Origin of the sequence: Bifidobacterium hapali (assembly GCF_002259755.1) — a bacterium.
Lineage (GTDB): Bacteria > Actinomycetota > Actinomycetes > Actinomycetales > Bifidobacteriaceae > Bifidobacterium > Bifidobacterium hapali.
Window position 1 is genome coordinate 16,487 of sequence record NZ_MWWY01000031.1, and the last position, 17,402, is coordinate 33,888.

A 17,402-nucleotide genomic window follows, 5' to 3' on the forward strand; every position below is an offset into this window, starting at 1 on the left:
CCGTGCGCGCAGGCGTTCGCTCATGCGCGCTGACGGCGGCGGGCGAATCGCCATGGCGAGTGAAGGAGAGGGCGACCATGAACGATGCGGAGATGGAGAAAAGCCGGCGCGGATCCGGCGCGGCCAGGCGTCGCAACGGGCTGAGCGTCTTCCGGCTCAAGGTGATCGGCGCGGTGTTCATGGCGCTGTCGGTCGTCGGCGTGGCGTTCGTGCCCGTACTGTTCGGCGAGCCGTCGGCCGACAACATGACCGCGCTCACCGTGGCCGTCGTGTGCGAGATCGCGTCGTGGTGCGCGGTGCCGATCTACTCGTGGCTGGTGTACGACGGCTGGAGGCATACGCATGACCGTGCGCGGTACGCGGGACGGCTGTTCGTCGTCGCGTGCCTGGCCGGACTGCCGTACGACCGGATCATGACCGGTCATTGGTTCGATGCGCGCACGCACAACCCGGTGTGGGGACTGTTCTTCGCGTACGTGGTGCTGGTGGCGGTCGACTGGATCGCGCGGCGGTATGCCGGCGCGGTGCGATGGCTGATGACCGTGGCCGTGATCGTGGCGGGCGTGCTGTGGAACGTGCTGCTGCAGATCGGTGTGAGCCAGCGGGTGATGTACACGGGGGTGCTGGTGCTCGCGTTCGTGATGGTGTTTTATTTCCTGAGCGTGCATGAGAACACGATGATGTTCACGGCCGGCCTGCTCGGCGCGGTGATGTGCATCACGCCCGGTGTGGGCGTGGCGTTCCTGCATTACCGGCGCGACGAGCTGGGCTATGCGCGGCCGTGGACGAAGTGGGTGTTCTACGCGCTGTACCCGGCGATGCTGCTCGCGGGGGCGCTGGTCGCGTAACCGGGCGCGCGGTGCGGAGCCGCGCGCCCGGTCCGATGGGCTACTGCAGCAAGTCGGCGGGCTGGGGACGCTGGTAGGGGGCGTCGGTGCCGCGCAGCACGAGCTGCGCGTCGACGATTTCGTGCGGGGTCGCGAGCGTTTCGTTGTTGATGAGCTTGAGCGCCTTGTTCGCCGCCGTGCGTCCCATCCCGTACGGATCCTGACGCATGGTGGTCAGGTTGATCGTGTCGGCGTTCGGGCTGTCGTCGAAGCCGATGATCGAGTAGTCGCGCGGCGTCAGATGGCCGTAGCGGCCGAGCTTGATGACCAGCGGGATCGCCATCATGTCCATCTGGCAGCAGATCGCGTCCGGGAAGTCGTCGAGCGACAGCAGCGCGGACAGTGCGGAGTCGGCGAACGCCGCGCCGCGCGGCACGGTCAGCACCTGCCAGTCGAGGTCGTGCTTCTCCTGCGCGTCCTCACAGGCGCGGATGAAGCCGCGCGTACGCGAGTCGATCGACGAGCTGATGCTCGCGGCCTCGGACGACGGGTAGACGATGTGGTGGTGGCCGAGGCTGATGAGATGCTGCGTGGCGGTGTACATGCCCTTTTCGTCGTCGATGCTGACGGTCGCGTCGAAGCCCTCGGTCGACGGCGTGTTGATACCGATGATCGGCACGTGGATGCGCTGCAGCTGTTCGACCTCGTGCGGGTCGATGGCGAACGAGGCGACGAACACCGCGTCGACGTTGCGGCGGATCGGCAGCTCGCCGAAGAACTCGTGGCGGTTCTCGGGCGTGTCGATGTGCTGGAACAGGGAGATGTCGTATCCCGCCGGGTGCATGATCGACTCGATGCCGGCGAAGACCTGCGTGTTGAACCAGCTGGTGATCTCCTCGTTCATGAGCATCGCGACGCGGTAGGTCTGTCCGGACTTGAGCGCGGTGGCGGAACGGGAGATGTTGAAGTCGAGCTTGTCGGCGATTTCGAGCACCTTGCGGCGCGTCTTCGCGGAGACCAGCTCCGGGCGGGTGAACGATCGCGAGACGGTGGAGATGGATACGCCCGCCGCCTTGGCTACCTCGTAGATGTCAGCTTTACTCACTGTGGTGTGCCCTCCTCGGGATCGGTTGTATCTCTGACGTTCCCCACTGCCGACGTCCATCGTCCGACAATGCTACTCCGTCGCAGTATACGTCGAAATGCTAATGGTTCCATCATACACTGCAAACGTTATCGCATGCTTTCATTGGCTGGCAGCAATATCTGTGTTGTGCTAAGTGCCGCAACGGTTTGCGAACGTATGCAGACGAAGGGGAGAAATTTCGATGACGATATGCCCTTTCCGCGTATGCAAAACGTAGCAAACGTTGCAAAACAGTGGGACGCACGGTGCCGGGATCATCCAACCCCGCGTTGGCCCGTTCATGAAATCCGTGCAAACGGTCAGGGCCATCCAGGCGAACACGCCGGCGGCACAGGCCGGCGCGAAGGATGTGATCGCCATCGCGTTCCAGATCAACTGGAACTCCGTGGCCAAGGAATGCACGGAGGTATACGGCCCCGAAGGCGTGGGCTACGACGGGGCGCATCCATATGCGGACGGACGTATGCGCCGCTGCGAGGCGAAAGCGAACCTAAAACGACATGGCGTGTTCAACTTCGGTTCGTTTTGTTGTCGGCGGGATGTTGATTTGCGACGCTACCGTCAATTTTGGAACTACCGCAACAGGAGTTCTCCAACGAAACCGGATGGGGCAATGTCTGATTTCGGGGGAAATGATGAGCGGCATGGGACGTGGTCAGCAGACAATGCGCGCGCCCTGCGCCACAAATGGAAGAAGAAGATTCCATGAACATGAAGAAAGTCACGAAGTGCGCGATCGCGGCACTGACTTCTGTGGCCGCGCTCGGTGCGTTGGCTGCTCCGGCGTTCGCAGCCAACGGCTACGATCTCAATGGTAAGGGCGTGGACGCACTGTCCGTGCATGGTGGCGCGCAGCGTATCGCCGGTGTGTACGGCAACACCAAGGCCAAGAATGTGATTCTGTTCATCGGTGACGGCATGGGCGACTCCGAAATCACTGTGGCTCGTAACTACCTGCACGGCGTCAACGGCACCCTCAAGGGCATCGACACCATCGGCCAGGCTGGTTCCGCTCCGGAGACCGGCGTCGGCCAGTACACTACTTTCTCGCTCGGCAACAACTCCGGCGACTCCCTGATGGCCAAGGATAAGAACGGTAACCTCACCGGCAACAAGACCGCTGGTGTTATTACTCCTGTCACCGACTCCTCCGCCTCTGGCTCTGGCTGGTCTACCGGCACCAAGACCTACAACAACGCGGTCGACGTGGACGTCAAGGGCAACCCGCAGCTCAACCTCATCGAGCTCGCCAAGGCCGCCGGTTACGCCACCGGTAACGTGACCACTTCCGAGATTCAGGACGCCACCCCGGCTGTCCTCGAATCTCACTCCACCGAACGTGCCTGCTACGGCCCGCAGGGCAAGTGGGATGGTTCCGATAAGAACGGCGACGGCAAGGTCGACCTCGAAGACGCCAAGCTCGCCGGCATCGGCAGCTGCCTTGCGAACCAGCTCAAGGCCAACGGCGGCATCGGCTCCATCTCCGAGCAGCTGCTCGACACCCGTGCCGACGTGACCATCGGTGGTGGCTCCAAGTACTTCAACCAGCTCGACCAGAACGGCAAGACCCTGTGGGACGACGCTGCGGCCCGCGGTTTCCAGACCGTCAAGTCCGGTGACGTGGAGGGCTTCAAGGCCCTGAAGGAAGCCAACCAGGACAAGCCGGTACTCGCCCTGCTCGGCGACGGCAACCTGCCGACCAAGTTCAACCCGTCCGTCGCTACCAAGTACAGCGAGGACAAGGACAACAACCCGACCGTCTGCACTCCGAACGACAAGTGGCTCGGCAACAAGGGTGCGTCCCTCGCTGACTTCACCAACAAGGCTATTGAGCTGCTGCAGAACAACAAGAAGGGCGCTGAGAAGGGCTACTTCCTGCAGGTTGAGGGTGCTTCTATCGATAAGCAGGACCACAACGCTAACGCTTGCGGTCAGATCGGTGAGACCGACGACCTCGATCAGGCTATTCAGGCTGCACTCGCCAAGGTTGATCTGAACAACACGTTGATCATCGTGACTGCTGATCACGCGCACACTTCTCAGATCGTTGAAGCTCAGCCGTACTACGCACTGAGCACTGTGCTGCGCAACGCTGATGGCTCCAAGACCACCATCTCCTACGGCACTTCTGACTCCCCGGTTTACCAGGATGAGGAAGGCAACCCGATCGACAACGACGAGTACAAGCAGGGTGAGAACGGCGACGCCGATACCGACAAGAAGTTCGACGGCGCTCAGGGCAACATGAGCCACACTGGCACGCAGCTGCGCATCGCAGCTTCTGGCCCGGGTGCTTCTCGTGTGGATGGCCTGACTGATCAGACCGACAACTTCTACACCATCGCCAACGCGCTGGGTCTTGCCTCTGACACGGACGCCCAGAAGGCGCTGTCCAACGATGCCAAGGTTGAAGTCAAGAAGGACAAGGACGGCAAGTACTTCGCTGAGGCCACTGGCTTCAACGGTGACGCGGTTCTCTCCTACAAGCTGACCGACAAGGCGTCTGGCAAGGTGGTTGATCAGTCCAACAGCAGCACCCCGGTCTCTGGTGTGCGTGTTGCTACCACGCAGACCACCACCATCGCTCTGCCTGCTGACTTCACTCCGGCTGAAGGTGCTAACTACACCTTTACGGTGAACGGCAACCAGTCCGGTAAGGCCGTGGCTGTTGACTTCGCTGGTGCGAAGGCATCTTCCAATGAAAACCCGAACAAGGGTGACAACGGCAAGACCGATGAGAAGGGCAACCAGACTGTCGCTGGTGGCGAAGTCAAGAAGCCGGTTGCTCCGAACACTGGTGCTGCCGTGCTCGGCACTGTGATGCTGGCTCTGGCTCTCGTGGCCGCTGGCCTGTGCATTAAGTTCGCTAAGGCTCGTCGCTGAATAATTAGGTGACATAAGGCTCCCCACGCAAGGGGAGCCTTTTTTATTCGGCAAACACGTCAAAAAAATTTGTGTGGAAGTGGGAATAAAAGTTGCGCTTCTAAAGTTGAGTGGTGTAGGCTCAAGTTTTGGAAAACAAAACAGGCCGACATCCTCGAGATGAGGCGAGCGGGCTACGGTAGTCGAAAGCCGCAGTCCGCGATCCGAGACTTGAGCAAGTGAACGTCAACGAATAATCAACCAAAGGAGCACACATTATGGCACGTGCAGTAGGTATTGATCTGGGTACTACGAACTCCTGCATTGCAACGCTGGAAGGCGGCGAGCCAACCGTCATCGTCAACGCGGAAGGTATGCGCACTACGCCGTCCGTCGTGGCTTTCTCGAAGTCCGGCGAAATCCTCGTCGGTGAAGTCGCCAAGCGTCAGGCAGTCACCAACGTCGACCGCACTATCTCGTCCGTCAAGCGTCACATGGGCACTGACTGGACCGTCGAAATCGATGGTAAGAAGTGGACTCCGCAGGAGATCTCCGCACAGATCCTGATGAAGCTGAAGAGGGACGCTGAAGCGTACCTCGGCGAGCCGGTTACGGACGCTGTGATTACCTGCCCGGCATACTTCAACGATGCTCAGCGTCAGGCTACTAAGGACGCTGGTACGATCGCCGGCTTGAACGTTCTGCGTATCATCAACGAGCCGACCGCTGCGGCTCTGGCATACGGCCTCGAAAAGGGCAAGGATGACGAGCACATCCTCGTCTTCGATCTGGGCGGTGGCACCTTCGATGTGTCCCTGCTGGAGATCGGTAAGGACGACGATGGCTTCTCCACCATTCAGGTGCAGGCCACGAACGGCGATAATCACTTGGGTGGCGATGATTGGGATCAGAAGATCATCGACTGGCTGGTCAGCGAAGTCAAGAACAAGTACGGCGTTGATCTGTCCAAGGACAAGATCGCGCTGCAGCGTTTGAAGGAAGCCTCTGAGCAGGCGAAGAAGGAACTGTCTTCGTCGACCTCGACCTCCATCAACATGCAGTATCTGGCCATGACCCCTGACGGTACGCCGGTCCACCTCGATGAGACGCTGACTCGTGCGCACTTCGAGGAAATGACTTCCGATCTGCTTGGTCGTTGCCGCGCTCCGTTCAACAACGTGCTGCGTGACGCGGGCATCGGTGTGAACGATATCGATCACGTCGTGCTTGTCGGTGGTTCGACTCGTATGCCGGCCGTCAAGGAGCTCGTCAAGGAGCTCACCGGTGGCAAGGAAGCGAATCAGTCCGTCAACCCGGATGAGGTTGTGGCTGTCGGTGCTGCTGTGCAGTCCGGTGTTATCAAGGGCGACCGTAAGGATGTCCTGCTGATCGATGTGACCCCGCTGTCTCTGGGCATTGAGACCAAGGGTGGCATCATGACCAAGCTCATCGAGCGCAATACCGCTATTCCGACCAAGCGTTCCGAAGTCTTCTCGACCGCTGAAGATAACCAGCCGTCTGTGCTGATTCAGGTCTATCAGGGCGAGCGTGAGTTCGCTCGCGACAACAAGCCGCTGGGCACCTTCGAGCTGACCGGTATCGCTCCGGCTCCGCGTGGCGTCCCGCAGATCGAAGTCACCTTCGATATCGATGCGAACGGCATCGTGCACGTGTCCGCGAAGGACAAGGGCACCGGCAAGGAGCAGTCGATGACCATCACCGGTGGCTCCGGCCTGCCGAAGGATGAGATTGACCGCATGGTCAAGGAAGCCGAGGCTCACGAGGCTGAGGATAAGAAGCGCAAGGAGGAAGCTGAGACCCGTAACCAGGCCGAAGCGTTCGCCTACCAGACCGAAAAGCTCGTGAACGACAACAAGGACAAGATCTCCGACGAGATCGCCAAGGAAGTCACCGAGAAGGTCAACGCGCTGAAGGAAGCCCTGAAGGGTGACGACATCGAGAAGATCAAGACCGCGCAGAGCGAGCTGATGACCGCCGCGCAGAAGATCGGCGAGGCGCTGTACTCGCAGCAAGCTGCTGCCGGTGCCGCGGGCGCTGCCGGTGCTGCGGCGGGTAACGGTACGACTGGCGCTGCCTCGAACAGCGACGACGACGTGGTGGACGCCGAAGTCGTGGACGATGACGACGACAAGAAGGATAACAAGTAATCATGTCCGGATTCGATAAGGACGATTACCTGAACGACCTGCCGGACGCGGACGATCTGTCCACGGCCGGCACGGCCGCCTCTACGGACCCGTCAGCGACGGCGTCCGACTCTGCGGCTGCTTCTGCTGCTGCGTCTACCACGTCTGCCGCTGCGAAAGGCGACGAACAGTCGGTTGCGGCTGGCTCGACATCCTCGGCTGAGGAAGCTGATGCTGCGAATGCTGCTGCATCCAAGGATGTGGCAGGCGATACAGCGTCCGCGAAAGAAGCATCAGCTAACACGACTGATGCTCCTTCCAAGGATGCTTCCGCAGATACGTCCAAAGACGCTGATGCTGGCAAGTCCGACGACGATACGCTCACCCCACTTGGCAAAGCTAAGAAGGAAGCCGCTGATTACCTCGAAGCTCTGCAACGCGAACGTGCTGAGTTCGTCAACTACCGTAATCGTGCGCAGAAAGAACAGGAACGTTTCCGTCAGCATGGCATTATCGACGTGCTGACTGCGTTGTTGCCTGCTCTTGATGACATCGATCGTATCCGTGAACACAGTGAGATGGATGATTCCTTCAAGGCTGTGTCTGCGAAGATCGACAAAGCGTTCGAGAAGTTCGGCGTTGAGAAGTTCGGCGAAAAAGGTGAGGATTTCGATCCAACTAAGCACGAGGCGATCCTGCACAAGCCGGACGCTTCGGCCGACAAGGAAACGGTCGATACCGTCGTCGAAGCCGGCTACCGCATCGGTGATCGCGTCATCCGCGCCGCCCGAGTAGTAGTAGCAGCTCCGCAAAACTGACCTCCCATCTCCTTTCTCTCGTTAAGAGGACTTTGCAGAAGTTGGCCATCGTGGTCACCATCAAGATCATCACAGCCAACTTCTGCAAAACGTAAAGTTTAACGACTAATGAGCGTGGGGCAACGATATGCGTTGTCCGACCGTAAGACTTGGCCGCAGCGCGTTTCACGCGCTCTTCGCAGCAAGCTGCTCACTGAGCCTACGGACAGTCCACTGGACTGTCCGTTTAACGGCTCAGCCGGAGCGTGTCGGACAACGCATATCGTTGCCCCACGCGGTCGCCGCAGAAACTTACTAATTCATTGCAATAGACTTTTTGAAAGGAGACATGAATGGCTGAAAATGAATGGCTGAGCAAAGACTTCTACAAAGTCCTCGGTGTCTCCAAGGACGCCAGCGAGGCCGATATCACGAAGGCTTATCGCAAGCTCGCCCGTAAATATCATCCTGATCTGAATAAGACCAAGGAAGCTGAGGAGAAATTCAAGGACATCTCCGAAGCATACGACGTACTTAATAACAAGGAAACCCGTCAAAAGTATGACGCGATTCGCCAGTTTGGTATGGGCGGTGCGCGTTTCGCTGGCGGTTCCGGTAATGGTGGATTTGACGCGTCCGGCTTCTCCGACGTTTTCGGTTCGATGTTCGGCGGCGCTGGCAACGGCGGTAATATCCGCTTCTCGACAAGTGGCGGCGCTGGCCCCACTAATCTTAACGATATTTTCTCGATGTTCGGCGGCGCTGCAGGTGCCGGCGCTGGCGGCTTTGGTCAAGGCAATCCGTATGGCCAGTATGGGCAGTATGAGTCTGCTCCGGAACCGGAAAACGGTGAGGATCGCACGTCGAAGATTCACTTGACGTTCCGTCAAGCGGTGAAGGGAGCGACCGTCTCCTTAAGCGTTGACGGCAAGAAGTTCAAGACGCATATTCCGGCTGGTGTGAAGGACGGTCAGAAGATTCGTCTGGGCGGCAAGGGTAAGCCGGGTCGTAACGGCGGTAAGCCGGGCGATCTGTACCTGCATGTGAGCGTGGCTGAGGACCCACGGTTTACGATGAGCGGTCACGATCTGGTGGTTGATCTGCCAGTAACCGTGGGTGAAGCAGTGGCTGGTGCGAAAGTCGAGATGAAGGATATTGACGGCGAGCCAGTCACGTTTAAGGTGCCTGCTGGGTCGTCGAGTGGTACTGAAGTGCATGTTGCTGGTAAGGGCGTGAAGAACGGTAATGCGTTCGGCGACCTGATCGGGCGCGTGCAGATTCATGTGCCGTCGAAGCCTGGTTTGGGTGCTAAGCATGCTGCGAAAGAGTTCGATAAGGCGTCGGGTGATTTCGCTGCAGAACTGGCTGCTCAGCGGGCATGAATAATGAATAGTATCGCGTAGCGATATTGAGGGGTAGTCAACACAGATGAGGTATTGCGCAAGTGTTGACTACCCCTCAGTCAGCTTTACCGACGAAGTGAATGTGGTGAGCTGAAAAACTAAGCAATAAAGGAGATGAGTGCTTTGGCGAGAATTGCGCAAGAAGTGAAGCGTGCGTACGCCGCGTGTGCGGCGGCACTCGTCTCCGGCCGAGCTGATTTAGACACCGTGGATTCGCTGGGACTGAACGTGGAGTTGCCAGTATTTGCGGTCGGTCAAGCGGCTCAACTGGCGGGTATACATCCGCAAACATTGCGTCAATACGATCGACTGGGGTTGGTTGTGCCCAAGCGCACAGAAGGTGGTGCGCGGCGGTACACATTGCGTGATATCGATCGACTGGTACAAGCCCAGCATTTAAGCCAAGATGAAGGTATTAATCTGGCTGGCGTTACGCGCATTCTTTCTTTGCAGGAAGAGAACCGTCAGTTGCGTCGGCAGAATCGGCATTTGCGTCGGCGTCTCGAAGGTGACAGCGTGTTTGAAGCCGGTCTCGACGGCGAAGTTGTCGAAGTGCGGCAGGCAAAGTCACGCTATTATCGCGTGTGGCGTCACGGTAGCGGCAAACCGTTGCAAATCACGGCTGGACCGGCAGATAACGATTTCGACGGCGATCTAGTACCGTCCGATATCGTGCTTCTCGGCGATTGAGCGGCAGGCGGCCGTAACTCAGCATGATCCCATTCCCATCCACGAGTTACGGCCGTTCGCGTGGGTGATAACGGCCGTAACTCAGCAGTATCTCGCATCTTTCATTGAGTTACGGCCGTTTAACGGGGTGTAAAAGGCCGTAACTCAGCAATAACGCGTGCCTGTCCACGAGTTACGGCCGTTCGCGTGGGTGATAACGGCCGTAACTCAATGAAAGAGCGTGCTCGTCCGCAAGGTTTGGTGAGATAGAGGTAACAAACCTACGCCGTAACGCATAGAGAAAGGGCCTTGCGATGCTGCTCAAAGCCGTGTTCTGGGATATGGATGGTACGCTAATCGACTCCGAACCGTACTGGCACGCCGGTGAAATGGAAATCGCCAAGGCGCACGGCGGCTATTGGGATCTCGATCTCGCGTGGCAGGGTTCTGGCACTCCGGTACCGCAGGTCGCGCAGCGCATGGTCGATCATGGATGCCAGCTGTCGGTTGAGGAGATCGGCAAGGGCATGATCGACTATGTGGCGAAGGCTGAAGCCGCGCACATGCCGTGGATTGATGGTGTGACTGATGTGCTTGAATCGTTGATCGCCGTGGGCATTCCGTCCGTGCTGGTCACCACGTCTCCGCGCCATCTAGCACAAGGATTAGTTGATCAGGCTCCGAAGGGCGCGTTTGCTGGTTTCATCTGTGGCGACGACGATGTGGAGAAAAAGCCGTCTCCTGCGCCATATTTGGCTGCTGCGAAACTATTAGGCATCGAACCGTCTGACATGGCATATTGCGTGGCGCTCGAAGATTCGATGAGCGGTTTGAAGTCTGCTGCTGCGTCCGGCGCGACGACGATCGCGCAGACTGGATATATCAATACGGATACGTCGAACGGGCCGCAGTTTGCGTCTATTAACGGCTATGCCGGCGTGACTGCGGAAACGCTCGACGCGTTTGTACAGCGTCGCGTTGCTGCATGATCGCGGACTGACTGGCTGGCACTGATTGACTGTACGCGCGGCGAATTTCTGCCGAACACTGAACTGTTTCTACCAGCAGGAGAGTAGGCTGGAAACTGACCGTATTATGCGCACTAAGGAGGCGTATCATGGCTGATTTCAATTTTGGAGATGGCCTGCGCAAGGTGTTCCTTGCGGGCATTGGCGCTCTGGCTACCACAGTGGAAAAGAGCCAAGAGATCGTTGACGATCTCGTCAAGAAGGGTGAGCTGACTGTTGAGCAAGGCAAGGCGTTGAACACTGAGCTCAAGCGTAAGGCCGCAGAAGTCAAGGAGGAGTCCGCGAAGAAGGACGCTGCCGCGACTGATACTGCTGAGTCCAGCGAGACCAAGGCCGAGTAAGACAGCGGTGCAAGGCACTAATCTGTTGCCTTATTGTTAAGTCCCTCCTGACTGCAGCCCAGAGGCTAGTATCCTGCGTCATTAATCCGTTAGGTGGAGTGGCTCCCTTGATAAAGGGAGACAAGAGTCACCACCGGCGCGCGTGGCGGTTTTCGCTCACTGAGAGTCGTTCAGTGAGCGTTTTCTGCCACGCACTAGCACGCGTGGCGGTGTGCTGCCAAGGGGTGACGAACATCGTAAACGAACTTCTGATGCAGAATGCTAGCAATAAGGCAACGCTGTCTGTGCAAGTCAAAGAAACCAACATCATGACGAATACCAATACCAATCCACAAACCGACTGGTCGAAGGATAGTCTCGAAACCCTCGACCTGTTCGGTCCACGTCGTGATGCCTTTTCCGAGCGGTACCATCTCACGAGACGCAGCAAAATCAAGCGACTCGCACAAATCGCCGGTATCGCTCGTCAATTCGATGTTGCGCACGGCTTGACTCCAGTCAAAATGCGACTCATGCTCGAAGCGCTTGGCCCGACCTTCGTCAAGGTCGGCCAAATCCTGTCGATGCGCTCCGAAATACTGCCGCAATCATTCTGCGACGAGCTCGCAAAACTGCGCGCCGACGCCGATCCGATGCCGTATCAGACTGTTGTCGAAACGCTCGCGCACGAATACGGCCGTCCAGTCGACGAAATTTTCGAACACATCGATCCCACGCCACTCGGTTCCGCCTCTCTTGCGCAAGTTCACCGCGCAACGCTCCTCACCGGCGAGGATGTGGCCGTCAAAGTCCAGCGACCCGGCGTGCGCGAAACGATGGCGCAAGACGTGTCCATCATGCGTTCCATCGCTAAAGTCGCGACAAAAGTCGTCTCGACCGCGCAGATCGTCGATCTCGGCGGCGTAGTCGAGGAACTGTGGGATACGTTTGAATCGGAAACAGACTTTCTTGTCGAAGCGCGCAATCTCGCGGAATTCAAACGATTCTGTTCGTCGTATCGGTACATGGATTGCCCAAAGCCGTACCCCGATTTGTGCACTGAGCATGTCGTCGTCATGGACTACATCGAAGGCATTTCCGTCTCGCATCCAGATCAGTTGATCGCAGCCGGGTACGATCTCAAAGAAATCGGCACCAAACTCGTCGACAACTACGCGACCCAAGTGCTCGACGTCGGTTTTTTCCACGCTGACTTGCATCCCGGCAACGTCATGGTCGCCGGCGGACAAATCGTGCTGCTTGACCTCGGCATGACCGGCCGACTCAATATGAAAACGCGGCAGGTTATGAAACAGATGATTTTCGCTGTCGCTAAGCAGGATTCGCCGGCGCTTGCGGACGGGTTGCTGCGGTTTGCTGGTGCGGATAATAATCCTGAAGATTATCCGGCGCTGCTCGCCGATCTCGACACGATCGTCGCTGAATATGGCACGGTTGATTTGTCTGACCTTGATATTGCTGCGTTTTTGACCGCACTTACGCAGCTCGCGCAGCGGCATGGCATCGAAGTGCCGAGTTCGGTGACGACGGTCGGGCGTGCGTTGGTAACGCTGGAAGGATTGCTTGACGAATTCATTCCCGACGTAAATATGATCGAGATTATCTCGAAGCATATTGAATCGAGTAAGTCGCCGCAGCAGATTGCTACCGATGAGGCGAAGTCGCTGGTACTGGAGAGTCACCAAGCGCTGCACGGCTTGCTGAGTACGCTGGCCGAGGCGAAGACTGCGTCGCGTATGCTCACGCGCGGACAGTTGCGTATCAATATGGAGTTGATCGGTGCGGAAGAGCCGATGAATAAGTTGAGCGACATGGTGAACCGATTAACTATGGCGTTGATCGTGGTGGGCCTGTTCGTGGGCTCGTCGATCGTGTATTTCGCTGGTATGAAACCGATTATTTTCGGTATTCCAGTGGTTGGTTTTATGGGATATGTGGTCGCGTTCGTGCTGTCTGTGTGGATTGTCGGCGACATCTATTTCAAAGGCCGCAAAAAGAAGCGGTGACGTCTACTGGCACAACGCCCATTGCCATGCGGGGATGATGCGAATAATTCCGGTATTGGTCTTGATGATATCGCGTTCTCGTAGAGTGATGACGGTGCTTTCGATACTGGGCATACGTTTCATGGCAAGTTCAAGCGCAGTTGTTTCGCGTGTGCGAGTCTTGGGGTTGTCCATGTTCACGGTGACTTGTATGGCACTGTAGGGCTCCGCTCCGAGCGCGTCGCCGAGGAGAAAATCCACTTTTTCCTGCTTGGCAGTGGGTAATGTTAAGGCTGTGATGAAATCAGTACGATGCCCAGCCTGACGTCGGCGTAGTTCAAGATAAACAGCTGTTTCCAAGCGCTTGCCAATATCTTGCTGATTGGCTCGTGATACTGCGTATGCAAGCCCCGGGTCTTCTGCATATATTTTTGGTACTGCCGTGCTGTCTGGTTTGAGTGAAGTAGTGTATTCATTGACTTCGTAACAGAGGAATGCTTGCTCAAGCAAATCGAGAATATGGCGTGCTTTATTCCAATATAGGTTGTATCCAACTTGCTTAAGTTGTTCAGTCAGTTTACTTACTGATAATTCGCAACCGGTGTTGCGTAGTGCAAATAATGCGATCTGATTTGCAATCGCAATATCTCCGCGTCCTAGTCGTTCTGCGACGTCACGCGCAACTACATCACGCATATAACTTTGCAGTATGTCGATACGACTGCTGTTAGACAGCTGCTGGACTCCTGGGAAACCTCCATTGATGAGGTAACGATCGAATGCGGCTTCCATTGCGGTGACTGTTTGGGTAGAAAATGTACTGGCACTTGGGCTTGGCGCATCAAGATGATGAAAGTTGCAGTATTCACGGAATGAAAGAGGAAGTACTTCGTGCGCATATGATCGGCCACGGAAGTTAGTGGAGATTTCTTCGCTCGACAGTTTCGATGATGAACCAGTAATAACAAGTGTGACTATATCGTGTTCGGCAAGGCGTTGGCAGAATCCTTGCCAATGGTTGGCTTCTTGTACTTCATCGAGAAAAAGATAAGTGCCATTTTTTCGTGCTTCAGGGCATTGTCTCCAGAATTCCGTAATGATTTGATCGAGTACATCGTCAGGCATTGGTTGCAGGCGTTCATCGGAGAAATTGAAGTAGAAGATACGTTCGCGTGGAATTCCTGCGGAGATCAGATCGTTAATGAGCTGGAACAGGTGAAATGTTTTACCGCTCCGGCGCATGCCGGTCAGGATATGTACAAGATTAAACATGGCCGGTTTGGGGAGCTCGTCAATGACTGGAGTACGTCGGATTGGTGTAGGGAAGCGGTATTCCCGCATTTCTTGAACTAGTGAAGAATAGTCGGGAGTGTGGCGTGTAGCAGGCATGTTGTTGTGCTCCCTTCGGCATACTTCGTAAATATTTTATGAAGATTGTAACATAACTTCTTAAAATTTTTAAGAAGTTTTTGGTGTAACTTCTTAAAAGATTTATGAAGTTGGGAGGCTGATAGGTGTCTGCGGTGCTATTTGCGATGCGAAGAAATCCACCAGTTGATGATGGAGCCAGTGGCGACCAGCAGTGCGCCACACCAAAACGGCAGGGATAGCGCAAGACCGAGCAGTACAGCGCTCGCGGCGGTGGATAGTACTGGCGTCGCGTAGCTCGCCATCGCGAGTGTGCGCATACTGCCGTGCAAAATGCCGTATCCCCAGCACGCATATCCGCCTGCGATCGACGCCGCCGCGCCAAGCAACGCCAACCATGCCCAAATCGGCGGCATTGCGCTTGGCCAACCCTGGCCGGACGCGAAGTGAATCACCCACAAGGCCACGGCTACCAGAGGAAAGAACAGGGACGTGCCATCCTCGCCGTGCGCCATCGCCGGCGTAAATACTGCGTACACTGACCACGCTGTAGAACCGGCGAATGCGAGCAGATACGGCAGCGGATTTGCAGCAATATGTCCGGCTGCAAGTCCCCAGTCCAGTCCGTTATTGCCGCCGACCGCAAGCACAACGCCCGTCGTTGCAACGATTGCGCCGGGCAGCACGCGTATGACCGAACGTAAACGGGACGGCTTGCTTTGGACTGCGCTGGTGGCGTTGGTCTTCTTTCGTGCGACAGTTGGAAATACAGCGGCCGTGAGCAGCACCATCGTTGTTGGCCACAAATAATTCACGAGACTTACCTCGACTGACGATTCGGCTGTGGATGCTAGCCCGATCGACAGTGAAATCGCCGACTCATAGAACACGAACAACGTGCCGCCGATAATCAAATAACGTCGCGGATACTCGCGTAACGGTGCGGGACGGCGAAAAATCATGAGTAGCACGATGCCAACCGTATAAATGAGCGCGGAACCGAGCGTTGCACCGAACGCATCGGCAACTACGCGCACGAGGCCGGTCATCATGCTCCACAACAGAATCGCGCACAGACCGACTGTTGTGGCGCGCGACGAGATGACATGGCTGCCGTTGGATGATTGCGGCGATGTGCGGTTTGCGCTGGTTGTTGGGTTTTGCGCTGATGGCGTGCGTTGCGTCATGCTGGTGTCCTTGTCGGCGATGTGTGAGCGGGCGTGGGTGCGGTGCGGATGGTTGCTCGGGCTTGAGGTATAGGCCGGAGCCCATTCTATGCCGATTATGCTGCCGTGGTTGCTACCGTGGAACGGCGGTTTTGCTTGCTGGCAGCATCGTAAGCGAGCAAAAACCGCCACTGTCTGAATCGCGTGGCAGAAAACGCTCACTGAGCGCCTCTCAGCGAGCGTTTTCTGCCACGCGGGGGCGGGATGAGGGATACCGGCGCGCATAGTGATGCCTTCGCCTCACGCACCTTGCCGCTCGAAGATTCGGCCGGAGCTGTCGAGCGGTGTGCGACGCATCGGTTCAGTGGATTCACGCACGATCATCGGGCATTCCACCGTGGTCACGCCGTGATGTGGTCGCCCGGCCAACGCACCCAACAGATACTGCGCAGCCATTTTGCCGAGCATCGGAATATTGTTGTCGAACGTGGTCAACGTCGGATGCGCGTTCGACGCGAATACGAACCAGTTATCATGCCCGATCACAGCCACATCCTGCGGCACGCGTCGGCCTGCCGCCAATAACCCGCGCACCGCACCGCGCGCAATCTCGTCACTGAGACAGTAAATCGCGTCAAGATGCGGATGCTGATCAAGCAACAGCTTTGCTGCGCGTTCACCCCACTCCTCGCTCCACGCGTCAAACAACACTGCCACAGGCCGAAAATCGTACAGTGTGAACGTTCTCCACGCACCGCGCACACGATCTTTCGCTGCTTGAAAATCCTCTGGTCCTGCGATCACGGCGATGTAACGGCGGCCGAGGCTGAGCAAGTATTCGATCGCTTGTGCACCAGCGCCAACGTTGTCGCAGATAATTGAACAGTCAGCGGGATCTCGCGACGGATCGTAGGTGTAAATAACCGGTAGTCCCATCGTGGTGCGCGGGTCGAGCGGCGGACGCGGATTGGTGGTATCACCGACGACGATCAAGCCGTCTACGCCGTGCGCGGCAAGCCGATCAATATGACTTTTTTCGAGCGCAGGTCGCCCGTGCGAGCTCATCAGCAATGCCGCATGATTCGAGGCGCCGAGCGTACTTTCCGCGCCGGTGAGCAACGGCAGCGCGAATCGGCCGTTGTAGTCGGATGTGATCAAGCCGACGAGACCAGTGCGTTTGTTGCGGTGTCCTGAGGTTGCGCCGGTATCGGTTGATTTGCGATAGCCGAGTTGTTCGGCGGCGGCGAGGACTGCGCGTTGCGTGCTCGCGGAGATGCGATCGGTATGATTGAGCGCTTTCGAAGCCGTGGCAACCGATACGTTAGCGAGGTGGGCGACGTCAGTGAGCGTTGGGCGAGCGACGGTGCGTGATTGATGCTGACCGCTGACGTGGCGTTCAGCACGGGCACTGAAAGACTGGGCATGCTCGTGATGATCGGAGAATGTGGTTGCTGCGGCTGGCGTTGCATATGATCTAGTCGCAGAGTCGATTGACGACCTGATTGAACGGTTCTGTGCCATAGTGCGCTCATTGTGTGCGGATGTGAACGATATACCCTCACCATATGCGAAAATTTTCGCATTCGCAAGACCTTGGAATGCGTTTGCCGTGGCGCGCATAGTATCGGTACCGACATCAGCCGAGGGACGGTTCTGCATGGC

Annotated in this window: 13 protein-coding genes and 2 pseudogenes; 11 read left to right on the forward strand and 4 right to left on the reverse strand. The window is 57.2% G+C overall.

All coding sequences use genetic code 11. The annotated features are described in order from the left end of the window. Positions 1-77 precede the first annotated feature (77 nt). On the forward strand, positions 78-848 hold the full coding sequence (locus BHAP_RS08155) for a TraX family protein (RefSeq protein ID WP_094730230.1): 771 nt from the start codon (positions 78-80) through the stop codon (positions 846-848). Between the two features lie 40 nt (positions 849-888). Here the strand turns inward: BHAP_RS08155 and BHAP_RS08160 are convergent, their stop codons facing one another. After that, positions 889-1,932 (reverse strand): LacI family DNA-binding transcriptional regulator, encoded by a 1,044-nt coding sequence (locus tag BHAP_RS08160; protein ID WP_094730231.1) that lies wholly within the window; start codon positions 1,930-1,932, stop codon positions 889-891. 322 nt (positions 1,933-2,254) lie between these two features. Here BHAP_RS08160 and BHAP_RS08165 point away from each other — a divergent pair, with 322 nt between their 5' ends. From BHAP_RS08165 to BHAP_RS08205, 10 genes and pseudogenes are all read left to right on the forward strand, one after another. Then, entirely contained in the window at positions 2,255-2,683 is a 429-nt protein-coding gene (locus tag BHAP_RS08165) for a hypothetical protein (protein ID WP_143248770.1), read from the forward strand. Beyond that, positions 2,680-4,857: an alkaline phosphatase gene (phoA, locus tag BHAP_RS08170; RefSeq protein ID WP_094730233.1), complete on the forward strand. Its 2,178-nt coding sequence runs from the start codon at positions 2,680-2,682 to the stop codon at positions 4,855-4,857. Before BHAP_RS08165 ends, phoA begins: the two co-directional genes overlap by 4 nt. A gap of 257 nt (positions 4,858-5,114) precedes the next feature. Beyond that, positions 5,115-7,004 (forward strand): molecular chaperone DnaK, encoded by a 1,890-nt coding sequence (dnaK, locus tag BHAP_RS08175; protein ID WP_094730234.1) that lies wholly within the window; start codon positions 5,115-5,117, stop codon positions 7,002-7,004. Positions 7,005-7,006: 2 nt separating this feature from the next. After that, positions 7,007-7,136 (forward strand): annotated as a pseudogene (locus BHAP_RS12160) (nucleotide exchange factor GrpE); the annotation flags it as partial. Positions 7,137-7,150: 14 nt separating this feature from the next. Next, a pseudogene (grpE, locus tag BHAP_RS08180) lies at positions 7,151-7,801 on the forward strand (nucleotide exchange factor GrpE); the annotation flags it as partial. 332 nt (positions 7,802-8,133) lie between these two features. After that, entirely contained in the window at positions 8,134-9,162 is a 1,029-nt protein-coding gene (locus tag BHAP_RS08185) for a DnaJ C-terminal domain-containing protein (RefSeq protein WP_094730236.1), read from the forward strand. 144 nt (positions 9,163-9,306) lie between these two features. Beyond that, positions 9,307-9,873, forward strand: coding sequence for a heat shock protein transcriptional repressor HspR (locus tag BHAP_RS08190; protein ID WP_094730257.1), 567 nt, complete (start codon positions 9,307-9,309; stop codon positions 9,871-9,873). Positions 9,874-10,166: 293 nt separating this feature from the next. After that, the gene (locus tag BHAP_RS08195) at positions 10,167-10,841 is read left to right on the forward strand and encodes an HAD family hydrolase (protein WP_094730237.1); all 675 of its coding nucleotides are present in this window, start codon (positions 10,167-10,169) and stop codon (positions 10,839-10,841) included. Positions 10,842-10,969: 128 nt separating this feature from the next. After that, complete coding sequence (locus BHAP_RS08200) at positions 10,970-11,221, forward strand: phasin family protein (protein WP_094730238.1); 252 nt, start codon at positions 10,970-10,972, stop codon at positions 11,219-11,221. Between the two features lie 251 nt (positions 11,222-11,472). Beyond that, entirely contained in the window at positions 11,473-13,227 is a 1,755-nt protein-coding gene (locus tag BHAP_RS08205; RefSeq protein WP_169713197.1) for an ABC1 kinase family protein, read from the forward strand. A 3-nt stretch (positions 13,228-13,230) separates the two neighbouring features. Here the strand turns inward: BHAP_RS08205 and BHAP_RS08210 are convergent, their stop codons facing one another. The 3 genes from BHAP_RS08210 to BHAP_RS08220 form a co-directional block, all read right to left on the reverse strand. Next, on the reverse strand, positions 13,231-14,595 hold the full coding sequence (locus tag BHAP_RS08210; RefSeq protein WP_094730239.1) for an ATP-binding protein: 1,365 nt from the start codon (positions 14,593-14,595) through the stop codon (positions 13,231-13,233). 137 nt (positions 14,596-14,732) lie between these two features. Further along, positions 14,733-15,761, reverse strand: coding sequence for an aromatic amino acid DMT transporter YddG (gene yddG / locus BHAP_RS08215; RefSeq protein WP_094730240.1), 1,029 nt, complete (start codon positions 15,759-15,761; stop codon positions 14,733-14,735). Positions 15,762-16,040: 279 nt separating this feature from the next. Continuing rightward, positions 16,041-17,399: a LacI family DNA-binding transcriptional regulator gene (locus BHAP_RS08220; protein ID WP_244569361.1), complete on the reverse strand. Its 1,359-nt coding sequence runs from the start codon at positions 17,397-17,399 to the stop codon at positions 16,041-16,043. Positions 17,400-17,402: the final 3 nt, after the last annotated feature.

Bases quoted from the DNA above. Each gene is read 5' to 3' on its own strand.
- BHAP_RS08200 (WP_094730238.1), top strand. From the start codon at position 10,970: ATGGCTGATTTCAATTTTGGAGATGGCCTGCGCAAGGTGTTCCTTGCG.
- phoA (WP_094730233.1), top strand. From the start codon at position 2,680: ATGAACATGAAGAAAGTCACGAAGTGCGCGATCGCGGCACTGACTTCT.
- yddG (WP_094730240.1), bottom strand. From the start codon at position 15,761: ATGACGCAACGCACGCCATCAGCGCAAAACCCAACAACCAGCGCAAAC.
- dnaK (WP_094730234.1), top strand. From the start codon at position 5,115: ATGGCACGTGCAGTAGGTATTGATCTGGGTACTACGAACTCCTGCATT.
- BHAP_RS08210 (WP_094730239.1), bottom strand. From the start codon at position 14,595: ATGCCTGCTACACGCCACACTCCCGACTATTCTTCACTAGTTCAAGAA.
- BHAP_RS08195 (WP_094730237.1), top strand. From the start codon at position 10,167: ATGCTGCTCAAAGCCGTGTTCTGGGATATGGATGGTACGCTAATCGAC.
- BHAP_RS08155 (WP_094730230.1), top strand. From the start codon at position 78: ATGAACGATGCGGAGATGGAGAAAAGCCGGCGCGGATCCGGCGCGGCC.
- BHAP_RS08185 (WP_094730236.1), top strand. From the start codon at position 8,134: ATGGCTGAAAATGAATGGCTGAGCAAAGACTTCTACAAAGTCCTCGGT.
- BHAP_RS08220 (WP_244569361.1), bottom strand. From the start codon at position 17,399: ATGCAGAACCGTCCCTCGGCTGATGTCGGTACCGATACTATGCGCGCC.
- BHAP_RS08165 (WP_143248770.1), top strand. From the start codon at position 2,255: ATGAAATCCGTGCAAACGGTCAGGGCCATCCAGGCGAACACGCCGGCG.
- BHAP_RS08205 (WP_169713197.1), top strand. From the start codon at position 11,473: ATGCAGAATGCTAGCAATAAGGCAACGCTGTCTGTGCAAGTCAAAGAA.